Genomic DNA, 21,830 nt, shown 5'->3' on the forward strand with positions numbered 1-21,830 from the left:
TATCCCAAACTATAGTACCCTACACAACAGCCCTTTCAAGTATTCACCTTCGGGGAAAGAGGCGCGGACGGGGTGATCGGCAGGCTGGCAAAACTGGTGGATAAACTGTACCTCTTTGCCGGCATCGAGGGCGGCCCAAGCCAATATTTGCTTGAAGGTGGTCATGTCCATAGCGCCGGAGCAGGAATAGGTGGCCAGCAATCCGCCGGGTTCGAGGATGAGCATGGCGAGGCGGTTCAGGTCCTTATAGGCACGTGCGGCACGGTCTAATGCCGAGCGCGAGGGCGCATATTTTGGCGGGTCGAGGATGATGATATCGAAGGTCTCTTCGTCCTCTCGGAACTGGCGCAGTTGTTTGTTCACGTCGGACCGGATGGCGCGATGTTCCGCCGCAGCGAAACCATTGAGGGCAAGATTGCTTTTGAGGGTCTCGATGGCGAGGTCGGAACTGTCGACACTGGTTACCGATCTGGCGCTTTGGCTAAAGGCATTGAGCGTAAAGCCGCCGGTGTAACTGAAGCAATCGAGCACCCGTTTGCCTTTGGCATAGCTTGCCACAATGCTGCGGTTATCGCGCTGATCGCAGTAGAAGCCCGATTTTTGGCCTTCGGCGATGTTGATGCCGTATTTGATGCCGTTTTCCACCACTTCCACTAATTCGGGTGGTTGTGAACCGGCAAGGATACCGAATGAGGGTGCCATGCCTTCGTGCTCGCGCGATGAGGCGTCGGAACGGTCGAATATGCTGGCGGGGTTCAATAGCTTTTGCAGCTCGTCGATGATGACGGGTTTGATATTCTCGATACCCGAGGTCAAGATCTGTAGGGATAGATGGTGGGCGTATTTATCCACGATCAATCCCGGAAGGTAATCGGATTCGGAGAAAATAAGGCGGCAGGTATCGGTTTTGCCGGCTTCGAGGATAGCACTGCGCGCTGCTACCGCTACTGCAACTTTCTTCCGCCACCAGGTTTCGTCGATAATTACATCCTCGTTCCATTCGAGCAGGCGCAAGGCCACGCGCGATTGGGCGTTGTAAAAGCCGTAAGCCATAAAGGCGCCTTTGGCATCGATGAGTTTAACGATCTCGCCGTTAGCGGGTTTGCCTTTAACGCTGTCGATAGCGCCCGAGAATACCCAGGGATGTTTGTGCAGTACAGCTTTTTCTTTGCCTTTTTTGAGGATAACGTGGATCATGCCGCAAAGTTATATTTTTGGTTCATAGTTCATGGTTGTTTTTGGTTCATGGTTCATAGTTGATGGTTCATGGTAAAAACTCAAATAGGAAAGTCATATATTTAAACACTTAATATGAAAGAGGCTTGGAAATTTCTTGCAATAGCAGTTGGCGCTGCGGTGGTTATCATTTTCGGAACACTGCTTGTACTATTCTACATATTTACAGGCAACGTTGGTAATTATTCCAAAAAGGACTTAATACAGAATTATGATAGGCATTGGCGTGAAATAAACGAGGTTAAAAGATATATGACCTCAATAACACCCATAAACGATACTGTGGAAATCGAGTTTGCCAGCGATAATGAACTCGATACATTTTATTTAAATAGAGAATCTAATGCGAATTTGAAGATAGATTCACCAAAAACTGATAGCCTGTTACGCAAACTTGGGTGGACAAAAGAAAAGCTTGTAACATTAAAGGCAAAACTTGATGATGCAAATTGTACATCTGTATCAACAGGCGAACCTTTTACAGTTGGGTATCAGCAAAATGGTTTGGGTATGTACTATTATAAGATTTTCAGCAAGCCTTTGAATGACAGTTTAAAAAGGGAATACAATAACGGATGTGAATACATCTTTTACAAAGACAACATCGTTTTAGCATATGAAGGCGGTGCCATCGGCATGCAGTGCTTTGAAGACTATTATAAGAATAAAAATAACTAACATCGTGTGATGGAAACTATTACATGGCATGACTTTGAAAAAGTAGAGTTGCGGGCAGGAACCATCATACAGATACTGGACTTCCCGGAAGCGAGGAAACCTGCTTATAAAGTACAGGTCGACTTTGGGCCATTGGGTTTGAAGTGGAGCAGCGCGCAGATCACAAAACATTATACCAAAGAGGAATTAGTGGGACGGCAGATCATCGGGGCGGTCAATTTTCCTAAGAAACAGATCGCTACCTTTATGTCGGAATTTTTGGTGACGGGGTTTGCGGACGAGAACGGGGATATCGTACTTTCTGCCATTGATAAACCCGTACCTAACGGACAAAAACTGATATAATGCGCTATTATAATTTTGGCGACGAGCCTGCCATTGTGCCCGACGAGTTTTTTATGAAGGAAGCTTTTAAAGAAGCAAAACTGGCCTTTGCGGAAGACGAGATACCCATTGGCGCCGTGGTGGTTTGCAAAGGGCAGATCATTGGGCGTGGGCATAACCTGACGGAACGCCTGAACGATGTTTCAGCGCATGCCGAAATGCAAGCCTTAACGGCGGCAGCTAACTATATGGGCGGAAAGTACCTGCCCGAATGCACCCTGTATGTTACCATGGAGCCCTGCGTAATGTGCGCGGGCGCCAGCTATTGGTTCCAGGTGGGGAAGATTGTTTTCGGGGCTTATGATGCCAAGCTAGGGTTCGGGCGGCTGAACCAGAAAGTGATCCATCCCAAAACATTGGTAACGGGCGGCATTATGGAAAACGAATGCGCCGAACTGGTGCGCGAGTTCTTCAGAAAGAAAAGACAGAAAACATGACATTTAGATAAACAAATATGCCGCTTGTGCCTTTATATTTGTGCCAACAATCACCCAATATAAATTAACCTTTAAAAATAATCACTATGGCTTTTGAATTACCGGCGTTATCTTACGCTACCGACGCACTTGAACCACACATTGATAAACTGACCATGGAAATTCACCATGGCAAACACCACCAGGCCTATGTTACCAATTTAAACAAAGCGCTTGAGGGCAAACCCGAAGCTAACAGCAGCATCGAAGACATCATCCACAATATCTCCAAATTCCCGATGCCGGTACGCAACAATGGCGGCGGCCACTACAACCACACTTTCTTTTGGACTATTTTAAGCCCGAGCGGCGGTGGTGCACCAACAGGCGACCTGGCAGCGGCCATCAACAGTACTTTTGGTTCCTTCGCAGAGTTCCAAACTTTGTTTTCGACAGCGGGTGTTGGTCGTTTTGGCTCGGGCTGGGCTTGGTTGATCGTTACTCCTGAAAAGAAGTTAGCCATTGCATCGACGCCTAACCAGGACAACACCCTGATGGACCTGCCCGAAGTTGCCAAAGGCACTCCGGTGTTAGGCTTGGATGTTTGGGAACATGCTTATTACCTAAAATATCAAAACAAGCGCCCTGACTACATTACCGCTTTTTGGAATGTAGTAAACTGGAACCATGTTGCCGAGCTGTACAAAAAAGCGATGGCTTAATTTATACCTTCAATAATATTGGACGGCCGGGGGAAAATATCCGGCCGTTTTTTTTATGTTTGCCCTTAAGCCACAAACCGAATACCAAGCCTTATGAGAGCATTAGTTTTAGAAAGTTTTGATAACCCTTTTGCCCTGAAGGAAGTTGAAAAACCAGCGCTGCAAGCCGGCGAAGTTTTGGTACAAGTAAAAGCGGCGGCGCTAAACCGCCGCGATTGGTGGATAACCCGAGGCAAGTACGCGGGCATCAAATACCCGTCAATTATCGGTTCGGATGGTGCGGGTGTTGTGGCCGAGATTGGCGAGGGAGTTGACCCGAAATGGCTGGGGAAAGAGGTGATTATCAATCCAGGTGATAAATGGGGCGATGACCCGAATTGCCAGTCGAAAGAGTTTAATATACTGGGTTTACCCGATAATGGCACTTTTGCTGAATACGTAAAAATAAGCGACCGCCGTTTATACAGAAAACCCCAATATTTAACCTGGGAGCAAACGGCGGCTATCCCCGTGGCGGGTTTAACAGCTTACCGTGCGCTTTTTACCAAAGGGAAAGCTGTAAAAGGTAATACCGTGCTGATAGTAGGTGTTGGCAGTGGCACGGGTGCTATAGCCTTACAACTGGCATTGGCGGCAGGTTGCAAGGTATATGTAACATCAGGCTCGACAGAGAAACTGGATATAGCCCGGAAAATGGGCGCTACCGATGGCGTTATTTATAAAGATGCCGATTGGGACGAACATTTGAAGGCCATGTCGGGTGGGTTTGATGTGATCATAGACAGTGCATTGGGCGAAGGTTTTGCCAAACTGCCGGACATTTGCAAACCGGGCGCACGTATCGTGTTCTTTGGCGGCACAGCCGGCGACATACCACCAACCAACGGCCGTAAGATATTTTGGAAACAACTACAGATATTGGGCACCACATTGGGTACGCAGGAAGAATTTGAAGCCATGGTAGATTTTATTGAAGAACACCATATTATACCCGTGGTTGACGCGGTGTTCCCGTTGGAGGACGCGAAAAGCGCCTTTCAAAAAATGGACAATTCCACACAGTTTGGCAAGATCGTGATCAAAATGTAGCACCTATGCTTCAGTTAGCAGTTGAAGCCATAAAATGGGAGAGCCCCGATACCGCTACCTTTTTTTTGAGAGAGGTGAACAATCAACCAATAAGCTACAAAGCGGGGCAATTTATTACACTCGTGTTTTCGCACCACAACAAGGAGATACGCCGGTCGTACTCTATCAGTTCATCTCCTGATGAGGCATTGTTGGCTATTACCGTAAAACGGATCGAGAACGGCGAGATATCACGATTTCTGTTAAGCAAAGCTAAAGTTGGCGATTTATGGGACGTGTTACCGCCGGCGGGGAAGTTTGTGATCGTAGACTACAGCAGCCAGAAAGACATCATCTATTTCGCGGCGGGGAGTGGCATTGCGCCTGTTTACGCGCATCTCAAATATATCTTATCACGCCAGGGCGAAAGTCATATTACCCTGGTTTATAGCAACCGTCATATCAAATCAACTTTATTTTATAACGAGTTGAAGCAAATGGCTGCGGCTTATCCAAATCGTTTTACGCTGATCTTTCTTTTCAGCGAAAGCGGGAACGGCATAAAAGCGCAACGCCTGAATAATGACCGGGTAATACAATTGGTGAATGATAACCTGCAATTCGCGCCCAACGATGCGGAGTTCTTTTTATGCGGGCCGTTCGCCTATATGCGGATGGTGAAGCTGACCTTGATGACGATGCATTTTAAGCCATCGCAAATACGTAAGGAGAATTTTGTGATCGAAACAAAACCTCAAACACATTTTACCAAGTATCCCGCAAAGGAAATAAAGCTGAAATTTGCCGGCAAGGTTTATGACTTGCAGGTTGGCGAAAACCAAACCATATTGGATGCCGCTTTGCAAAACAATATCCAATTACCCTATAGCTGCAAAGCAGGGATTTGCTCGAGCTGTACAGCTATTTGCAGCAGCGGCAAAGTGGTAATGAGCGTTAACGATGTGCTGACCGACGAGGACCTGCAAGCCAAATGGATACTCACATGTACAGGGCATCCGGTGAGCGACAACGTAGTTATTGTATTTCCATAACCTCTTTTTTCTTTTTGCTACGCATGCGTTTGGGCACAAACTCCAATATCTCATTTTTTAGGGCCTCAATCATGCGGCGTTTCAGGTAGTTCTTTTGGATAACGATGCTGACTTCGCGCACGGGCTCGGGCGATTTGAAGTGGCGAACCTTATCGAGCTGCTTGTCTGTTAAGTCGGACAGCGAAAGTTCAGGCAATATGGTTGCGCCATTGTTTTGTTCTACCATGCGTTTCAGGGTTTCCACGCTGCCGGTATTGTACTCAAAATGCTGGAAGCCCTTGGTGGCACGGCGGCGCTGGCAAATGTTCAATACCTGCTCGCGCATGCAATGGCCCTCGTTAAGTACCCATATCTCTTCCATGTCGATATCATCGGGTTCGATGCTTTTCTTTTTAAACAGCTTGCTGCTTTTTGAGGCGTAGGCTACAAAGTTTTCGTAAAACACAGGAATCTCTAAAATACCGGCTTCGTGGAGCGGGGTCGATAGGATACCGCAGTCTATAGTACCCAGTTTTAATTTTTGTACGATTTCTTCGGTGGGTTGCTCCCATACAATAAGCTTTACCAAAGGGTAGTTTTCGATAAAGCGGGTAATGATGCGGGGCAATAAGTAAGGGGAAATGGTGGGTATGATACCGATTTTCAATTCGCCCGACAGTTCTTTTTGCCTGTCGCTGATAATTTCCTTTATCTTTTGGCTTTCGGACAACAGGATACGCGCCTGGGCGATAATCTCTTCACCAATTTCGGTGGGTACAACGGGTTGCTTACTACGGTCGAATATCTTAACACCCAAGGTGTCTTCCAGTTTTTGCACCTGCATACTTAAAGTAGGCTGCGTTACAAAACACTTTTCGGCGGCTAAAACAAAGCTGCGGTAGCTGTCTAACGCAACAATGTATTCCAGTTGTACTATGGTCATTCTATTATAGTTGTAATCTATCCAAATATAATAATTATTGATTCCTTCTATAACACAACCACTATTTAACTAAATAAAAAAGGGTAAACAATCCATATTGTTTACCCTTTTCAAAAACCTTACTTAAACTTATTCCACAGTTACAGATTTAGCCAGGTTACGTGGCTGATCCACGTTACAGCCACGCATCACGGCGATATGGTATGCCAAGAGCTGCAGCGGGATAGTAGCCACCAACGGTACGAAAGCTTCATGGGTTTCAGGTATTTCGATTACGTAATCGGCCATGTCCCTGACATCTACATCACCTTCGGATACGATGGCTATTACTTTGCCTTTACGAGCTTTTACTTCTTGTATGTTGCTAACTACTTTCTCGTATGACGAATTTTTGGTGGCGATGAACACTACCGGCATCTCCTCATCAATTAAAGCAATAGGGCCGTGTTTCATTTCGGCGGCAGGGTAGCCTTCGGCGTGGATGTATGATATTTCTTTCAGCTTTAATGCACCTTCCAAAGCAACCGGGAACGAACTGCCGCGGCCCAAAAAGATGAAGTTTGAAGAGTCTTTAAATACCTCGGCTATTTTGATGATGTGGTCATCAGCAAGCAAAGCGCGCTCTATCAAAGTGGGTATCTCGTTAAGCTCGGTTAAATACTCAATCAATTTACTTTGAGTGATGGCACCCCGAACCTGCGCGATATAAAATGCGAGCATGGTTAAAGCGGTAACTTGGGCGGTAAAAGCTTTTGTCGATGCCACACCAATTTCGGGGCCAGCGTGCACATACACGCCCGCATGCGAAGTACGCGGGATGGATGAACCAACCACATTACAAATACCAAAAATAGTTGCACCACGGTCTTTAGCAAGTTCTATCGCGGCCATGGTATCGGCGGTTTCGCCTGACTGGGAGATGGCAATTACCAGGTCCTTTTCGGTGATGATGGGATTACGGTACCTGAACTCGGAGGCATATTCAACTTCTACCGGTACACGGGCATATTCTTCTATCAGGTATTCGCCCACCAGACCCGAGTGCCATGAGGTGCCGCAGGCCACGATGATGATACGGTCGATGTTCTTTAACTTTTCTGTATACTCCTTAATACCGCCCAATTGCACTTTACCTGTTGACGGATAAATACGGCCACGTAAACAATCCCTGATGGAGCGCGGCTGTTCGTAAATTTCTTTCAACATGAAGTGGTCATACCCGCCTTTTTCCAACAATTCCAGTTTCAGGTCAAGTTCTTCGATATACGGAGTCTGGATAGTATTGTCAATATTTTTTACCAGCAAATCATCTTTCCGGATATAAGCGATTTCGTTATCATTAAGATAGATGACATTTTTTGTGTATTCCACAATAGGTGTGGCATCTGATGCCACAAAATACTCACCTTTCCCCACCCCAATTACCAATGGGCTGCCTTTTCGGGCGGCTATTAATTGGTCGGGCTCATCGCTGCTCATGATGACGATAGCGTAAGCGCCCACTACTTTATTAAGCGCAACACGTACAGCCTCGCGCAGGTCGAGACCGGTTTCGCTTTGAATATTTTCTATCAGGTGGATCAATACCTCGGTATCAGTATCACTTTTGAATACGTGGCCAGCGGCAATAAGTGCTTCCTTTATCACGCCATAGTTTTCGATAATACCGTTGTGGATGATAGTTAGTTTACGGTTACCGGATGAGTGGGGGTGCGAGTTTCGGTCGCTGGGGGCGCCATGCGTTGCCCAGCGGGTATGGCCCATGCCGATGTGGCCTTTCAGGTTAACATCTTTTACAAAGTTCTCCAGATCGCTTACTTTACCGGCCTTTTTATAAACTTTAAGCTCAGTATCAATTAGCGCGATACCAGCGCTATCGTACCCACGGTACTCTAAACGGTGAAGCCCCTTAATAACAATGGGGTAAGCATCCCTGTAACCTACGTATCCTACTATTCCGCACATGTGATAAAAATTTAAATGAAGGTATAAAAAAAAAGCATCCTTCTGATAAATCAAAAGGGATGCCAATATTTTAATTCGATAAAATTATAAAATATAAATGCTTATTTGGTTACTTTATTGTAAAGTATGTTCAACTTCATTTTGTATGGCGATGTTTTATTACCACCTACCACAGAACGGCCGTTAAAATATACAGAGGGGTTAACGTCTATCGATGCAGCGCCAATAGACGCGCCAGTACTGTCGGCAGGTGCTATAAAAGTGCCGTAATCTGTTAATTTACCGCGCAGCAAATCATCAACATAGCCTGTAATTAAAAAACTGTAATATTGATGATAAGTATCATAAAACCCACCGAATGAGCCTACGCTGATATAGCGGGGGTCGGATGAATAAGCGTCGGGCACAACCGATCGCTGATGGGCAATATCCCACCTGTACAACGTAATGCGCGGCAACGGGGGAAAAGGTATGCCTGTGCCTGCCACTGGTGTTACAATCAATTGCGCCTGATTAATGCCGAAGTCGACAATGCTTGTTGTATCGAGCGAAGGGTTGGCGGTGAAGCTGCTTTTGCGGATATCGTGCAGCAAACGGGCCGCCTTTAAATACGGGAAGCTTATTTTACCACGTAAGCCTGACAAGCCTTGCAGATATACGTTTGGAAAAGAACCGGTTTGATTAGTTGGCTTAAGTTGGTTTACGATATCGCTGTTAATGCTATAATCGTGTTTTATCTGTACAGCATGCATATTGGCCACGGGTAAAGTGGTTACTACAGTATCAGGATTGGTGGTAACGTAAACAATTTTGTAATAAACATCGATGCGGGCCGATGACGAGATGTTGAAAAACATGGTACCACCCGGGTGATTCGAATTTACGTTGCTGCTATTAATGCTGATAAACAAACCTTTTATGGCGTTTTCGAAAACTTGGTTTGTTGCCAGCTGGCTTGCTGTAGCGTTAAAGAAATTGTTATAAATAAAGTTAGGGTCGATAGGGATACGCAATTGAGGCACCACTTTTTTTACGGTATCGGGACCCCCGGTAACAATGTCCACAATCTTCAGGGTATCGGTTGGTTTAGGCACAAAAGTTTTTGAACCAATAACTTTGCTGTTATAGTTCCAAACCTTATTGTTATAGTATGCCTGGCCCAGTACAGGTTCGGCTAACTGGTAAACATTCATGTTAAAAGTACTGCTGATATCGCCATAGTACTTTTTATCATAATCGAGGACCAAAACCGCCGAATCGATACGTGGCGTACCGGTGGGTGCAGTAAATGCTACGCTACCGGGCAGACTGACGCTGGCTGCAAGGTCGGCTTCGGTTGTTCCCAATACGGGATCTTTAAAAAACGCAATGGGCACAATGGTGTCATTGCTGGTCAACACGGTATCATCGAGAGCGGTAACGGCTTTTATTGTGGTGGTATCGTTTAAGTTACCTTGTACAGATTTTGCCGGATCTATACCCAACCCTATACTGTCCGGGTTTTTACAGCCGGCAAAAATAAAAAGACTTATCAACAGGGTCAATAAGTCTAATCTAATAAACTTCATATATGTTTTTTATCTTATGCAACGTGCACCAATTCTTCGTTGGCTATTTCGTCGTAAAAATTGTAATAATTTTCGAAATCTGAAGTAGATTCGAAATCTAAAAGCGATTTATTGCTGTTTTTAACATTATTTAACACATCAGCATCGATATTGGCACTGCCCAGCACTATCCCATCAGAGTAATGGATGGCACCTGCATATAAGGCGGAGTTGGTGCCTTGGCCATACACTTCGGTGTGGCTTTCAGTCATGTCGGCCATTACGGCTTTGTGTGCAAACCCATCGGCCATTGGGCCTTCAAAATCGTTTTCGTAAACAGAGTACACTACTTTTGAATGTTTAAAGGTAGGATCGTCTTTATAGGTGGTTTTAAGGTATGCCGGTACAAGCGCACTCATCCAACCATGGCAATGAACGATATCGGGAGCCCAGCCTAATTTTTTAACGGTTTCTAAAGCACCTTTACAAAAGAAGATCATCCGCTCATCGTTATCGGCATAAAACTTACCGTCTTTATCGGCAAAAACGTGTTTACGTTGAAAGTACTCTTCATTATCTAAAAAATACACCTGCATACGTGCGGCAGGTATGGAAGCAACTTTAATGATCAAAGGGTTATCATTATCGTTGATGATGATGTTCATGCCCGAAAGGCGTATCACTTCGTGTAACCTGTTCCTGCGTTCGTTGATACTGCCAAACCTTGGCATCAGAATTCGGATCTCGAACCCTTTGTCCTGCATTGCCTGTGGTAATTGGCGGGTAATTTCAGAAATTTTTGTTAGTTCGAGGAAGGGAGACATTTCATGAGTAATGAACAAAAGCTTGGATTTAGCCATCTCTAGTCTGTATTAATTTTATGTAAAGAACTCAAAAAATTTGAGTTTGCAAATATAAGCATTATCTTATGATATATCAACGATTTATGCAAGTTGTTTTGGTAATATTTAACCAATTGCTAATCTTTGCGTCCCCTTTAAAAAGCAAACCAGTTGAAAATCTTCACTACCAGACAAAAACTGCACGAATACTTGGCCGAAATGCGTTTAAACGGCAAAACAACAGGCCTTGTACCCACTATGGGAGCACTGCACAACGGGCATATCTCGTTGTTGGCCACGGCCAAACGGCAAACCGACGTGGTGGTTTGCAGCATTTTCGTCAACCCAACACAGTTTAACGACGCAAACGACCTGGAAAAATATCCCCGGCCAATAGAAAGCGACATCGAAAAATTGAAAAACGCCGATTGCGACGTATTGTTTAACCCCACGGTTGACGAAATGTATGGCCCCAACGAGACCTGGCATTTGGATATAGGCCCGTTGGAACATTTGCTGGAAGGCCGCACCCGGCCCGGGCACTATCAGGGGGTTACCCAAGTGGTAGCTAAGCTGTTCAATATTATTGAACCGGACATGGCATTTTTTGGGCAAAAAGATTATCAGCAGGTTTTAGTGATAAGCCGCATGGTGGAACTGCTCAAATTGCCAGTTAAAATGGTGATGTGCCCCATTGTGCGCGACGAAGGCGGGTTGGCCATGAGCAGCCGCAATGTGCATTTGAGTGCCGACGACAGGCAGCACGCTTTGGTGCTGAGTAAAACACTTAACATGGTAAAGGAACAATACCAACACCATACCCTTGCCGAATTGAAAGAGCTGGCCACTGCGTTCATCAACAGCGAGCCAGGTGTTATACTGGATTACTTTGAAATTGCTGATGGCGTTACCCTGCTGCCCGCGCAACCCGACTCGACAAAGGTAGTGGCCCTGGTTGCCGCCAGAGTGGGCAATACGAGGTTGATTGATAATATGATATTGGGGTAATTCCGGTTTTTGGATTTCAACCATAAGCCTTATCTTGTGCTTATCAACCACCTATCGTAATGAAAATAAAAATATGGCTTTGTTTGGGTATTGGCTTGTTTTGCGCGAAGCAGGACCTTGCACAACTTGGCAACGTGTATTATTTTAAAAGTTACGGGGAAATCTTTAATGTAGAAGTTAAAACTAAAGATAGTGCCGATTTTGTACGCGTGGTGACAGAGCCTGATTCGGGCACAACGTTGTACAACATTTCAGAATATTACAAAAATGGTAAACGCAGACTAATTGGAAAAACATCAACGGTAGCGGGTACGATGTTACAAGGATACTGTATCAACTTTTATCCTAACGGCAAAAAACAACAAGTTGCAAACTATGTAGATGGCCAAATGCATGGCGATGTATTCACCTACTATCCCAATGGCGCAATATATGTGGTAAAGGAATACACTCCCGGTATTCTCGTCCCGCAATATAACCTTTTGAAGAGTGATTCGATAATCAAGGCTTGCTATGATTCAACGGGCAAAGCCTTGGTAACCGACGGTAGTGGATATTATATTGGATATACAAAAGATTTTAAAAGCATTTTTGAAGAAGGTAATATCAAATCGGGATTAAAGGATGGTAATTGGAAAGGATTGGGAGAAGTTGATAGCAGTAAAATAACATTTATCGAAAGCTATCAGAATGGTAAATTGGTTGTGGGACAAGCAACCGATCTGTCTGGAAAAATTTACAGTTATTCAGAACGTGAAACGCCTGCAAATTATGACGGCGGCATGGAAAAATTTTACAATTTTCTTGCGAAGAATATTCACTATCCCAAGGCAGCTAAAGAAGCCGAAACTCAGGGTAAGGTGATGTTGCAGTTTAATATTGACAAAGATGGCTCATTAGGAAATATTAATGTTCTGCAGTCGCCAGGCAACGGTCTTGCCGAGGAGTCTGTTCGCGTTTTAAAAATGACTCCAAAATGGATACCTGGACAAAAATTTGGTCAAATAGCTAAAACCTTATTTATCATACCGGTTAATTTTACTTTTAGCGCGATAAAATAATTGTTTATGCAGAAGCGCATTACTCAACTCGTTATTTTTTCGCTGCTGATGTTGGTGTTGCCCAAGATTACTTTCGCGCAGCGTGGCGATATATATTATTTAAAAAACTCGGGCAAAATTGTGGGCACTAAAGATAGCGCTGATTTTGTACGGGTGGTAACCGAGCCTGATTCGGGCACTGTGCTGTTTAATGTTGAAGAATATTACCCCAACGGAAAGTTAAAAATGAAAAGCAAAATAAGTTCACCCGCTACGTTAAGTTTCGAGGGGCCATACATTAGTTTTTATCCATCGGGCAAAAAGCAAATTATAGCTACTTATAAAAACGGACTGCCTGATGGCGACATTTATACCTATTACCCCAACGGCAAATTATATACCATCGCCAAGTATATATCACAAAAAACGGCAACCGGTTATTCATCATATTTTTATAGTATACAAACAGCCAAAGATTCTACTGGTAAAACAACCGTTACCGACGGAAATGGTTATTTTGTTCATTATTCGGACGATTTTAAAATTGTATTAGATGAGGGCACATTAAACGATGGGATACCTCAAGGCAAATGGAAAGGCACCCGTAAAACCGCAAATGGAAACGAAAATTATAGCGAAACTTATATCAACGGCGTGCTATTACCGGAACATTTTCAGTATAATATGATGGATAACATAGCCCAGACCCTAAAAAGCCCTCCAGATAAAACAGGCGAAGAAGAGATGGCCGCTTACAACAATGACCCTAACGCCAATCCCATTTTCGATGGTGGGATGCAAAAGTTTTATAACTTCCTTGCAAAATATATTTTCTACCCGAATGCAGCAAAAGAAAACGGCACTCAAGGAAAAGTTATCTTGAAGTTTACTGTAAATGAAGATGGTACACCAAGCGACGTGGTTCTTTTCCAAGATCCAGGCGACGGTCTTGGCAAAGAAGCGTTACGTGTTTTCAAACTTGCGCCCAAATGGCTACCGGGTAAAAAAGATGGGCGGCCAGTGAAAAAGGAGATGACCATTCCTGTAAATTTTACTTTAAACGACCGATAGCGACGGTTTTGACGAAAAAATTTCCTATCTGTAAAAGATGTTAAGTAGCCGGCCCTTGATTGAGCTATAGCTCGTTAAAAAAGCTAAACGGGTTGAAAATTTTCTTACAATCCCCCCAAGCAAGTTGTTTTCATTGCCCGATAAACGCAGCTAAAAACATGAGGATGGGTTTTGGTAGGGCCAGAGCCTTTAAATCATCGGGTGTGGTAAAAAACCAGGTTGGCTGTAGTTTGAGTTCATCGCGAGAAACCGAAACTTGGTAAAAACTAATATAAATATGCTGGTGGGTGAGGATATGTTTTTTAACCGGGTAAGCCTTTAGCAAAGCAAGTGCTGTTTGGAACAAAGTGGTTGTTTGGCCTGATGGAAATAATTGAGCAGGGGTAACCTGAGTGGGCGTTTCTATGAGGGGTAAGTCATACATATTAGCCCAAATATCGGTATCTCCGCGTTTGTTGAGAAGGACGTTTTCGCCATCGGCAATCAAAAAATAGTTGAAGTAACGGTTTTTGATGCTATTTTTTTTGAGTTTAACAGGCAAACTCTTCACCAGGTTGTTACTATACGCAAAGCAGGTTTCGCGCAGTGGGCATATATTGCAGGCCGGGTTCTTGGGTTTGCATTGCAGGGCGCCAAACTCCATGATGGCCTGGTTATGCATGCCGGGGTATTGGCGGTCCAGTAGGTCGTTGGCTATTTGTTGGAACTGCTTTTTGCCTTTGTTGCTGTTGATGGGCTCATCGATGCCAAAATAGCGGGCCAGTACCCGGTTTACGTTACCATCCACCACGGCCTGAGCTTCGTTTGCGGCGAATGACGAGATGGCTGCGGCCGTATATTCACCAATGCCTTTGAGGGAGATGAGGTCGCTGTATTTATGGGGGAAGACGCCCTTATACTGTTGCTGTACCAGCCGGGCAGTTTTAAGCATGTTACGGCCGCGCGAGTAATAACCGAGGCCTTGCCAAAGGCTTAGTACTTCATCTTCGCTGGCGGCGGCAAAGTGGGAAACGGTTGGGTATTTTTCGGCAAAGCGGTAAAAATAGGGCATACCCTGATCAACACGAGTTTGTTGTAAAATGATCTCGGAGAGCCAGATAACGTAGGGATCGGTAGTGTTTCGCCAGGGGAGGTCGCGTTTATTACCGTTATACCATTGTATGATTGTTTGCGAAAAATCCATCGGCCACAAAAGTAATCCTTTTGCTTTATAAAGCATTTTTTGACAAAATGGGAAAAATGTCATTTTTATTTTTCAATTTCATTTAAAACCAATACTTTTGCAACCCCAAAACAGTTAAGTAATTAAAAAAATTAATAAAGAAAAACAGGTATGACCAAGGCAGAAATAATAGCTGAAATCTCATCTAAAACAGGTATTGAGAAAATTGATGTGCAGGAGACTGTAGAGGCTTTTTTTAAAGTTGTAAAAACCTCGATGGTAGGCGGCGAAAACGTATATGTGAGAGGTTTCGGTAGTTTTGTAGTAAAAAAGAGGGCTAAAAAAACTGCCCGTAATATTTCAAAAAACACTGCTATTATCATCCCAGAACATTTTGTACCAAGCTTTAAACCCGCCAAAACTTTTGTTGAAAAAGTAAGGACCGGCAACAAAACAAAAGCTGTTAAATAATAAAACAATGAAAACGAAACAAATAGTTGTTATTAGCATCGTTGTTGCAATAATGGCTTATTTGTCGTTTTTACATCCGGTAGGCTTAGTGAAGCCGAAGGAAACCAGGAGCAGTGGAGGGTCGAAAGTAGTTGAAGCAAAAGCTGCCAATGCGAATGTAACAGTGGATTATGTATCGGCACCGGCGAAACAGTTGATAGGTGCCAACCTTGCCGCCCAGATAAGCGATCTGGAAAGCAAGTTAAAGGACGCAAGCAGCGATGCCGACAAGTTGAAGCTGCAAAAGCAACTGGCCAAAAGCTGGGACGATGTGAACCAACCTGGCCCCGGCGCTTTTTATTATCAAGCCATTGCCCGTAGCGAAAACACTTATCAGAACTGGGTAGATGCAGGCGACAGGTTCAATGATGCTTACAAAACCAGCCAGGATACGGTAGCGCAACCGGTTTTTGTACTGAACGCTGTAGAAGCGTTTCAAAATGCGCAAAAGCTGAACCCCGACGGCGTTGATGCCAAAACGGGTTTAGGTATAGCTTATGTAAATGGTGGTGCCGCAAGTCCGATGCAGGGTATAGCTTTATTGCTGGACGTGGTTAAGAAAGACCCGAACAACCGCAAAGCCAACCTTAATTTAGGTTTGTTTGCCATGAAATCAGGACAGTACCAAAAAGCGGTTGACCGTTTTACCAACATGATTAAACAGAAGGCCGAAGTAGAGCCTTATTTTTACTTAGCTGAGAGTTACAAACAGCTGGGCATGAAAAATGAAGCGATTAACGCCTACGAACAATGCAAAATAATGATGCCCGACCCGGCGTTTGGGCAACGAATTGATCAGTATATCAAAGAATTAAAAAATTAAATATTTAAAAACTTATTATTATGCCAAGCGGTAAAAAAAGAAAGAGACATAAAATGGCCACCCACAAACGCAAAAAACGTTTGAGAAAAAACAGGCACAAAAAGAAATAATCAGCTTTCTCTGTTTGTTAATTGCCCTTAGCGGGCAATTGATGTTATTGTTTAAACCTTCGAATTTTTTAATTCACGACCCTATATGTGGTTTGAAGAAATGGAGTAGCCGTTGGTAAAGGAGCTGATAATTGATGCCACCCCCAGCGGGGCTACTATTGCTTTATTACAGGATAAACAACTTGTAGAGCTTAACAAAGAGCAGATCAACAACAATTATGCTGTTGGTGATATTTACTTGGGCAAGATCAAAAAGATCATGCCCGGGTTAAATGCTGCATTTGTTGATGTCGGCTACGAGAAGGACGCCTTTTTGCATTATTTGGACCTTGGTCCGCAGGTGCAAAGTTTGATGAAGTTGACCAAATTGGTGCGCGGCGGAACCTATCAGGGCAAATTGCTGGATAGGTTTAAGTTGGAGGCCGAGATCAACAAATCGGGTAAAATATCGGAGGTTTTAACCAAAAACCAACTGATACCGGTACAAATCGCTAAAGAGCCTATATCCACCAAAGGCCCGCGCCTGAGTTCTGATCTGTCGATAGCCGGCAGGTACGTTATTCTCGTCCCTTTTTCTGAAGCTATCTCTATCTCCAAAAAGATAAAGAGCAATACCGAGCGCAACCGCCTTCGCAAGATCATCGAAAGCATCAAACCTCAAAACTTTGGTGTGATCATCCGTACGGTGTCCGAAGGGAAAGGTGTTGAGGAAATGCAGAAGGATCTGCTGGACCTGATTTCCAAATGGGAATCGTTCATCACCCGTTTGCCATCAACCGAACCTGCCAAAAAGGTATTGGGCGAAATGGATCGTACATCGACCATTCTGCGCGATATTTTGAACCCCGATTTCCAGAACATTTATGTGAACGATGTGGGCATTTACGAGGAGATACGCTCGTACATCCAACAGATTTCGCCCGAACTGGAAGGCATCGTAAAGCTGCACAAACATAAGGACCCGATATTTGAGCACTTTGGTGTGGACAAACAAATAAAGGGAGCTTTTGGAAAAACGGTTAACCTTGCCGGTGGCGCTTACCTGGTTATTGAGCATACCGAAGCGCTGCACGTTATCGATGTGAACAGCGGTAACCGCACGGCTAATAAAGAGAACCAGGAAACCAACGCTTTCCAGGTAAACAAAGAGGCCGCTAAGGAAATTGCCAGACAGTTACGCCTGCGCGATATGGGCGGTATTGTGGTGATCGACTTTATCGATATGCACAAGCCTACCAACCGTAAGGATCTGTTTGATTACCTGCGCAATGAGATGGCTTTGGATCGCGCCAAGCATACCATTTTGCCGCCAAGCAAGTTTGGTTTGGTGCAGATTACCCGGCAGCGTGTGCGCCCCGAAATGAACATTGTTACCACCGAGGTTTGTCCGGCCTGTGGCGGTACTGGCACCATACGTCCAACAGTATTGCTCATTGATGATATTGAAGATAACTTCAACTATATCCTGAAAGAGCAAAACGAGAAAAACATTACGCTTTGTGTACACCCGTACATTGAGGCCTACATAAAAAAGGGTGTATTTAACCGCCAGATGAAATGGTACTTCAAATACAACCAATGGATAAAAGTAAGCAGCAACCCGGCTTACCAGATCACGGAGTTCCATTTCCTTTCGGGAAAAGGCGAAGAGATAAAGTTATAATTTGCGAATGTGCAGATGAGTAAATGTGCAAATGGTGAGGAGCTGTTTGCACATTTTTTTGTTGCTTGATTTTAATTCTTTCCGTTTGGAGGTCCACCTAATGACATCTCAGTAGGTGGTTCTTCGACTTTAATTAAATAATTACACTCCTTATGGTATTTCAATATAGTTGCTTCAAGCTTCGTCCCTTTGATCGAGTAACCTTTTTCTTTGACGTTATACCCAAATCTTAACCAAAAAAGCAAGTCGAATTTTTTATAGTCATCTTCATCTAAATATGGCGTTTCTATAATAACATTCTCGACTGTGTTATCCTGATGAGTGCAACTTATGAAAAATGGCTTTCCAGCATAATGCCCTTCTAATTTCCTATCCGTTTTCATAAATGATCTGATTGTTTTTTGCCCACTGAAAATATAATTTAGCCGTGCAGCCATTGAGTCGGGAAATTGATAGGTTGTGTCACTAATTCCGTCATACAACTTTGTTACAACGTGTACTTTATGGTCGCTGATCTCACGGTAACCCGTCACAATAATACTTTGGGTTTTACCTTCCCCTTTTACATCATATTCAACCAAAATAAGCTTTTTAAATTTAAGGTTAGATTGGGCGAACAAGCTAATGTTAACAAAAGCAATTAAAAAGATAGTTACTTTGAAGTGACGCATAATGTGTTTTAATTAATTCTTGTAAATGTAAGATATATGTTAAAAAAATCTACACACGTATTTTACTAATAAAATTAGTAAATCACAAAACTAATTTGCACATTTGCATATCTACAAATATGCACATTCAATAAAGTGGCTAAAACAAGAACATCCTATTTCTGCCAGAGTTGCGGGCACGAGTCGGCGAAGTGGCTGGGCAAATGCCCCTCGTGCCAGTCGTGGAATACCTTTGTGGAGGAGATCATGGAGAAATCGAACGGCGCCGTTCCGGATTGGAAAGTGAGTTCGTCTACTTCGATGCAGCGCTCCAACAAACCTGTTTTGGTAGCCGATGTGGTATTTGAGGAAGATAACCGCCTGCTTACTCCCGACAAGGAATTTAACCGTGTTTTGGGTGGCGGCATTGTGCCGGGATCATTGGTGCTGATAGGCGGCGAGCCGGGCATCGGTAAATCGACCCTGATGCTGCAGTTAGCCATGAACATGCCGGCAATGAAGGTGCTCTATATATCGGGCGAGGAAAGCGAGCGGCAGATAAAAATGCGGGCCGAGCGCCTGGCACCCAATGCGGGAAAGGCGGGGGGCGGGTGTTTTATCCTGACGGAAACCTCGACTCAAAACATCTTTAAACAAATAGAGCAGTTGCAGCCCGATTTGGTGATTGTGGACTCTATCCAAACCCTATACTCAGCACATATCGAGTCGACCCCGGGGAGTGTATCGCAGGTGCGCGAATGTACGGCGGAACTGCTGCGCTTTGCCAAAGAGACGGCAACGCCGGTATTTTTGATTGGCCATATCACCAAAGACGGTATGATAGCCGGCCCGAAGATATTGGAGCACATGGTAGATACCGTTTTGCAATTTGAGGGCGACAGGCACCATATTTACCGCATTTTAAGAGCGATAAAGAACCGTTTTGGCTCGGCATCAGAGTTGGGTATTTACGAGATGCTGGGCGAGGGCTTACGGGAAGTATCGAACCCGTCGGAAATACTGCTATCCCAGCGGGATGAACCCTTAAGCGGTATCACCATTTCGGCCACGTTAGAAGGTGTAAGGCCGATGCTGATCGAGACGCAGGCATTGGTGAGCACATCGGCATACGGAACGCCCCAGCGCTCTGCTACGGGCTTTGATACGCGCAGGATGAACATGCTGCTGGCCGTGTTGGAAAAGCGCTGCGGTTTCAGGTTGGGTACTCAGGATGTATTCCTCAACATTACCGGTGGCATCCGGATTGAAGACCCAGCCATCGATCTGGGTTTGGCCGCGGCTATTATATCATCGCATCAGGATATACCCGTGCCGTTTAAAACCTGTTTTGCCGCAGAGTTGGGGCTTTCGGGCGAGATACGAGCAGTGAACAAGATAGAGCAACGCATTGCCGAAGCCCAGAAATTAGGCTTCGAGCAGATTTTTATCTCGAAATACAATATGCCCTCGGGCGGGAAAGACAAAAAGCTGTTCGACCTGTCGCGCTACAGCATCGAAGTTAAGCCTGTCGGCCGTATTGAGGAGGCCTTTAACCTTTTGTTTGGATAGTTAAGCCGTTGATTACGGTTGGACAGCTATCGTTAGCTTGCGAATAACGTTGTTGTAATAGTCGGTTACAAAGATGTTGCCGTTCTTGTCGGCGGCTACGGCAAGCGGGTTGTTAAACTTAACATTGGTATTGGTGCCGTTGGTAAAACCGGTACTGCCCGATACGCCGGCCAATGAATACAACACGTTGTTGTTACTCATTTCTAAAATGCGCCCATTGGTGTCGGTGATGTAGATGTTGGCATTTTTATCAACGCAGATACCGGTAGGCGCGCCAAGGGTAGTCTTTAAAAAGTTGGTGCCCAAAAGCGTAGTTACCACACCACCTGATGTTATTTTGCGGACGGCATTATTACCCTGATCGGCCACATAAACGTTACCTGTAGCATCAACAACGATGCCGGTAGGTGAATTGAAAGTGGCGGCTGTGCCTGTGCCATCTATTTGGCTCACTGTTGTGCTAAGGCCAGCTAAAGTGCTTACCACGCCCGCAGGAGTAATCATACGTATTACATTGTTGCCTTTGTCGGCTACATACACGTTGCCCGAGGCGTCAACTGCCAGGCCAATCGGCTTATTGAAAACTGCTGAAGTACCGGTACCGTCGGCATAACCCGATATACCACGCCCCGCAAGCGTACTCACTACTCCTGCCGAAGTGACTTTGCGGATGATGTTATCACCAATGTCGCTTACGTAAAGGTTACCCGATGCATCGATGGCTAAACCTTGAGGATTATAAAATTCGGCGGTTGCACCGGGGCCGTCAACATATCCCAAGATGCCGTTACCTGCGAACGTGCTGGTTACGCCTAAAGGGGTAATTTTACGGATGACGTTATTGTATGAATCGGCAACATATACGTTCCCGCTGGCATCTGTACAAATGCCTTGAAGGTTATAAAATTGTGCGGTAGTTGCTGCGCCATCAACATAACCTGCGGTTCCGTTGCCTGCAAAGGTGCTTACAGTGGCTGTTATGCCAAACGTAGCCGTAGTAGTTTTAAAGCTGATCACACTGCCGTAGGCGGTACCAGCGCTGTTTGTTGCGTATGACCTTGCATAATAGGTGGTATTAGGGCTGAGGCCGGTAATGGTACTGGCAAAGTTTAAACTATCAACACCGTTGCTGGTGTGCGGATCGGAAATGGATGGCGACTGGTTGGTTGTGCTATAGCAAACGCCATCGGCAGTTAATACACCGTTGCCGTAGTTTGTTACTATGGTTTGTAACTGCGCGGATGTTGTAGTTACCGCACTTACAACAGGAAGGGTAATAATAGTAGCGATAGTTGTATTGCTTGGATTTTTATTGCAGCTCGTAACGGTTATGAAAACGAGCAATATGCAGGCCGAAAGTATTGATATAGTTGTGATTTTGTTCATCGTGTG

22 protein-coding genes are annotated in these 21,830 nt (G+C 44.7%); 14 read left to right on the forward strand and 8 right to left on the reverse strand.

The window, feature by feature from the left end; all coding sequences use genetic code 11:
- Nucleotides 1-9 precede the first annotated feature (9 nt).
- On the reverse strand, nt 10-1,197 hold the full coding sequence (locus QZX97_RS16280) for a class I SAM-dependent rRNA methyltransferase (protein ID WP_295650901.1): 1,188 nt from the start codon (nt 1,195-1,197) through the stop codon (nt 10-12).
- 114 nt (nt 1,198-1,311) lie between these two features.
- Between QZX97_RS16280 and QZX97_RS16285 the strand changes: the two genes are divergently transcribed.
- The 6 genes from QZX97_RS16285 to QZX97_RS16310 all read left to right on the forward strand — a co-directional run bounded on the left by QZX97_RS16285 (nt 1,312) and on the right by QZX97_RS16310 (nt 5,556).
- Nucleotides 1,312-1,914: a hypothetical protein gene (locus QZX97_RS16285; RefSeq protein ID WP_295650899.1), complete on the forward strand. Its 603-nt coding sequence runs from the start codon at nt 1,312-1,314 to the stop codon at nt 1,912-1,914.
- 9 nt (nt 1,915-1,923) lie between these two features.
- Nucleotides 1,924-2,259 carry a tRNA-binding protein gene (locus tag QZX97_RS16290; protein ID WP_295650897.1) on the forward strand — a complete coding sequence of 112 codons (336 nt, stop codon included), beginning with the start codon at nt 1,924-1,926 and terminating at the stop codon, nt 2,257-2,259.
- Entirely contained in the window at nt 2,259-2,735 is a 477-nt protein-coding gene (locus tag QZX97_RS16295) for a nucleoside deaminase (protein ID WP_295650894.1), read from the forward strand. Before QZX97_RS16290 ends, QZX97_RS16295 begins: the two co-directional genes overlap by 1 nt.
- An 86-nt stretch (nt 2,736-2,821) precedes the next feature.
- Nucleotides 2,822-3,436, forward strand: coding sequence for a superoxide dismutase (locus QZX97_RS16300; RefSeq protein WP_295650891.1), 615 nt, complete (start codon nt 2,822-2,824; stop codon nt 3,434-3,436).
- Nucleotides 3,437-3,529: 93 nt separating this feature from the next.
- Entirely contained in the window at nt 3,530-4,525 is a 996-nt protein-coding gene (locus QZX97_RS16305) for a zinc-binding dehydrogenase (protein ID WP_295650890.1), read from the forward strand.
- Nucleotides 4,526-4,530: 5 nt separating this feature from the next.
- Nucleotides 4,531-5,556: an iron-sulfur cluster-binding domain-containing protein gene (locus QZX97_RS16310; RefSeq protein WP_295650888.1), complete on the forward strand. Its 1,026-nt coding sequence runs from the start codon at nt 4,531-4,533 to the stop codon at nt 5,554-5,556.
- On the opposite strand, the gene QZX97_RS16315 is transcribed toward QZX97_RS16310, so the two are convergent.
- The 4 genes from QZX97_RS16315 to QZX97_RS16330 form a co-directional block, all read right to left on the reverse strand.
- Complete coding sequence (locus tag QZX97_RS16315; RefSeq protein ID WP_295650885.1) at nt 5,540-6,478, reverse strand: hydrogen peroxide-inducible genes activator; 939 nt, start codon at nt 6,476-6,478, stop codon at nt 5,540-5,542. The two genes, QZX97_RS16310 and QZX97_RS16315, sit on opposite strands and share 17 nt — an antisense overlap.
- 129 nt (nt 6,479-6,607) lie before the next feature.
- A complete protein-coding gene (gene glmS / locus QZX97_RS16320; protein WP_295650882.1) occupies nt 6,608-8,443 on the reverse strand; it encodes a glutamine--fructose-6-phosphate transaminase (isomerizing) in 1,836 nt (611 codons plus the stop codon).
- A gap of 101 nt (nt 8,444-8,544) precedes the next feature.
- Nucleotides 8,545-10,011, reverse strand: a complete 1,467-nt coding sequence (locus QZX97_RS16325; protein WP_295650879.1) for a DUF4270 family protein — start codon at nt 10,009-10,011, stop codon at nt 8,545-8,547.
- A 14-nt stretch (nt 10,012-10,025) separates the two neighbouring features.
- Nucleotides 10,026-10,850, reverse strand: a complete 825-nt coding sequence (locus tag QZX97_RS16330; RefSeq protein ID WP_295650876.1) for a glycogen/starch synthase — start codon at nt 10,848-10,850, stop codon at nt 10,026-10,028.
- A gap of 153 nt (nt 10,851-11,003) precedes the next feature.
- Here QZX97_RS16330 and panC point away from each other — a divergent pair, with 153 nt between their 5' ends.
- From panC to QZX97_RS16345, 3 genes are read left to right on the forward strand one after another with little or no spacing between them, the layout of a single operon-like run.
- Nucleotides 11,004-11,840, forward strand: a complete 837-nt coding sequence (gene panC, locus QZX97_RS16335; RefSeq protein ID WP_295650874.1) for a pantoate--beta-alanine ligase — start codon at nt 11,004-11,006, stop codon at nt 11,838-11,840.
- 59 nt (nt 11,841-11,899) lie between these two features.
- Nucleotides 11,900-12,901 carry an energy transducer TonB gene (locus tag QZX97_RS16340; RefSeq protein ID WP_295650871.1) on the forward strand — a complete coding sequence of 334 codons (1,002 nt, stop codon included), beginning with the start codon at nt 11,900-11,902 and terminating at the stop codon, nt 12,899-12,901.
- 6 nt (nt 12,902-12,907) lie between these two features.
- Nucleotides 12,908-13,951, forward strand: a complete 1,044-nt coding sequence (locus QZX97_RS16345) for an energy transducer TonB (protein WP_295650869.1) — start codon at nt 12,908-12,910, stop codon at nt 13,949-13,951.
- Nucleotides 13,952-14,081: 130 nt separating this feature from the next.
- On the opposite strand, the gene mutY is transcribed toward QZX97_RS16345, so the two are convergent.
- Nucleotides 14,082-15,134, reverse strand: a complete 1,053-nt coding sequence (mutY, locus tag QZX97_RS16350) for an A/G-specific adenine glycosylase (RefSeq protein ID WP_295650866.1) — start codon at nt 15,132-15,134, stop codon at nt 14,082-14,084.
- Nucleotides 15,135-15,284: 150 nt separating this feature from the next.
- On the opposite strand from mutY, the gene QZX97_RS16355 reads away from it, so the two are divergent.
- The 4 genes from QZX97_RS16355 to QZX97_RS16365 all read left to right on the forward strand — a co-directional run bounded on the left by QZX97_RS16355 (nt 15,285) and on the right by QZX97_RS16365 (nt 18,219).
- Nucleotides 15,285-15,584: an HU family DNA-binding protein gene (locus QZX97_RS16355; RefSeq protein WP_295650864.1), complete on the forward strand. Its 300-nt coding sequence runs from the start codon at nt 15,285-15,287 to the stop codon at nt 15,582-15,584.
- A gap of 7 nt (nt 15,585-15,591) precedes the next feature.
- Complete coding sequence (locus tag QZX97_RS16360; protein ID WP_295650861.1) at nt 15,592-16,446, forward strand: tetratricopeptide repeat protein; 855 nt, start codon at nt 15,592-15,594, stop codon at nt 16,444-16,446.
- 20 nt (nt 16,447-16,466) lie between these two features.
- Nucleotides 16,467-16,556, forward strand: coding sequence for a hypothetical protein (locus QZX97_RS19150; RefSeq protein ID WP_008506795.1), 90 nt, complete (start codon nt 16,467-16,469; stop codon nt 16,554-16,556).
- 112 nt (nt 16,557-16,668) lie between these two features.
- On the forward strand, nt 16,669-18,219 hold the full coding sequence (locus QZX97_RS16365) for an Rne/Rng family ribonuclease (protein ID WP_295650859.1): 1,551 nt from the start codon (nt 16,669-16,671) through the stop codon (nt 18,217-18,219).
- A 71-nt stretch (nt 18,220-18,290) separates the two neighbouring features.
- On the opposite strand, the gene QZX97_RS16370 is transcribed toward QZX97_RS16365, so the two are convergent.
- The gene (locus QZX97_RS16370; protein WP_295650856.1) at nt 18,291-18,890 is read right to left on the reverse strand and encodes a hypothetical protein; all 600 of its coding nucleotides are present in this window, start codon (nt 18,888-18,890) and stop codon (nt 18,291-18,293) included.
- 135 nt (nt 18,891-19,025) lie between these two features.
- Here QZX97_RS16370 and radA point away from each other — a divergent pair, with 135 nt between their 5' ends.
- Nucleotides 19,026-20,438, forward strand: coding sequence for a DNA repair protein RadA (radA, locus tag QZX97_RS16375; RefSeq protein ID WP_295650853.1), 1,413 nt, complete (start codon nt 19,026-19,028; stop codon nt 20,436-20,438).
- 12 nt (nt 20,439-20,450) lie between these two features.
- On the opposite strand, the gene QZX97_RS16380 is transcribed toward radA, so the two are convergent.
- Complete coding sequence (locus QZX97_RS16380) at nt 20,451-21,824, reverse strand: NHL repeat-containing protein (RefSeq protein WP_295650851.1); 1,374 nt, start codon at nt 21,822-21,824, stop codon at nt 20,451-20,453.
- Nucleotides 21,825-21,830: the final 6 nt, after the last annotated feature.

Source organism: uncultured Mucilaginibacter sp. (assembly GCF_903893715.1).
In the GTDB taxonomy this organism is placed as follows: Bacteria; Bacteroidota; Bacteroidia; order Sphingobacteriales; family Sphingobacteriaceae; genus Mucilaginibacter.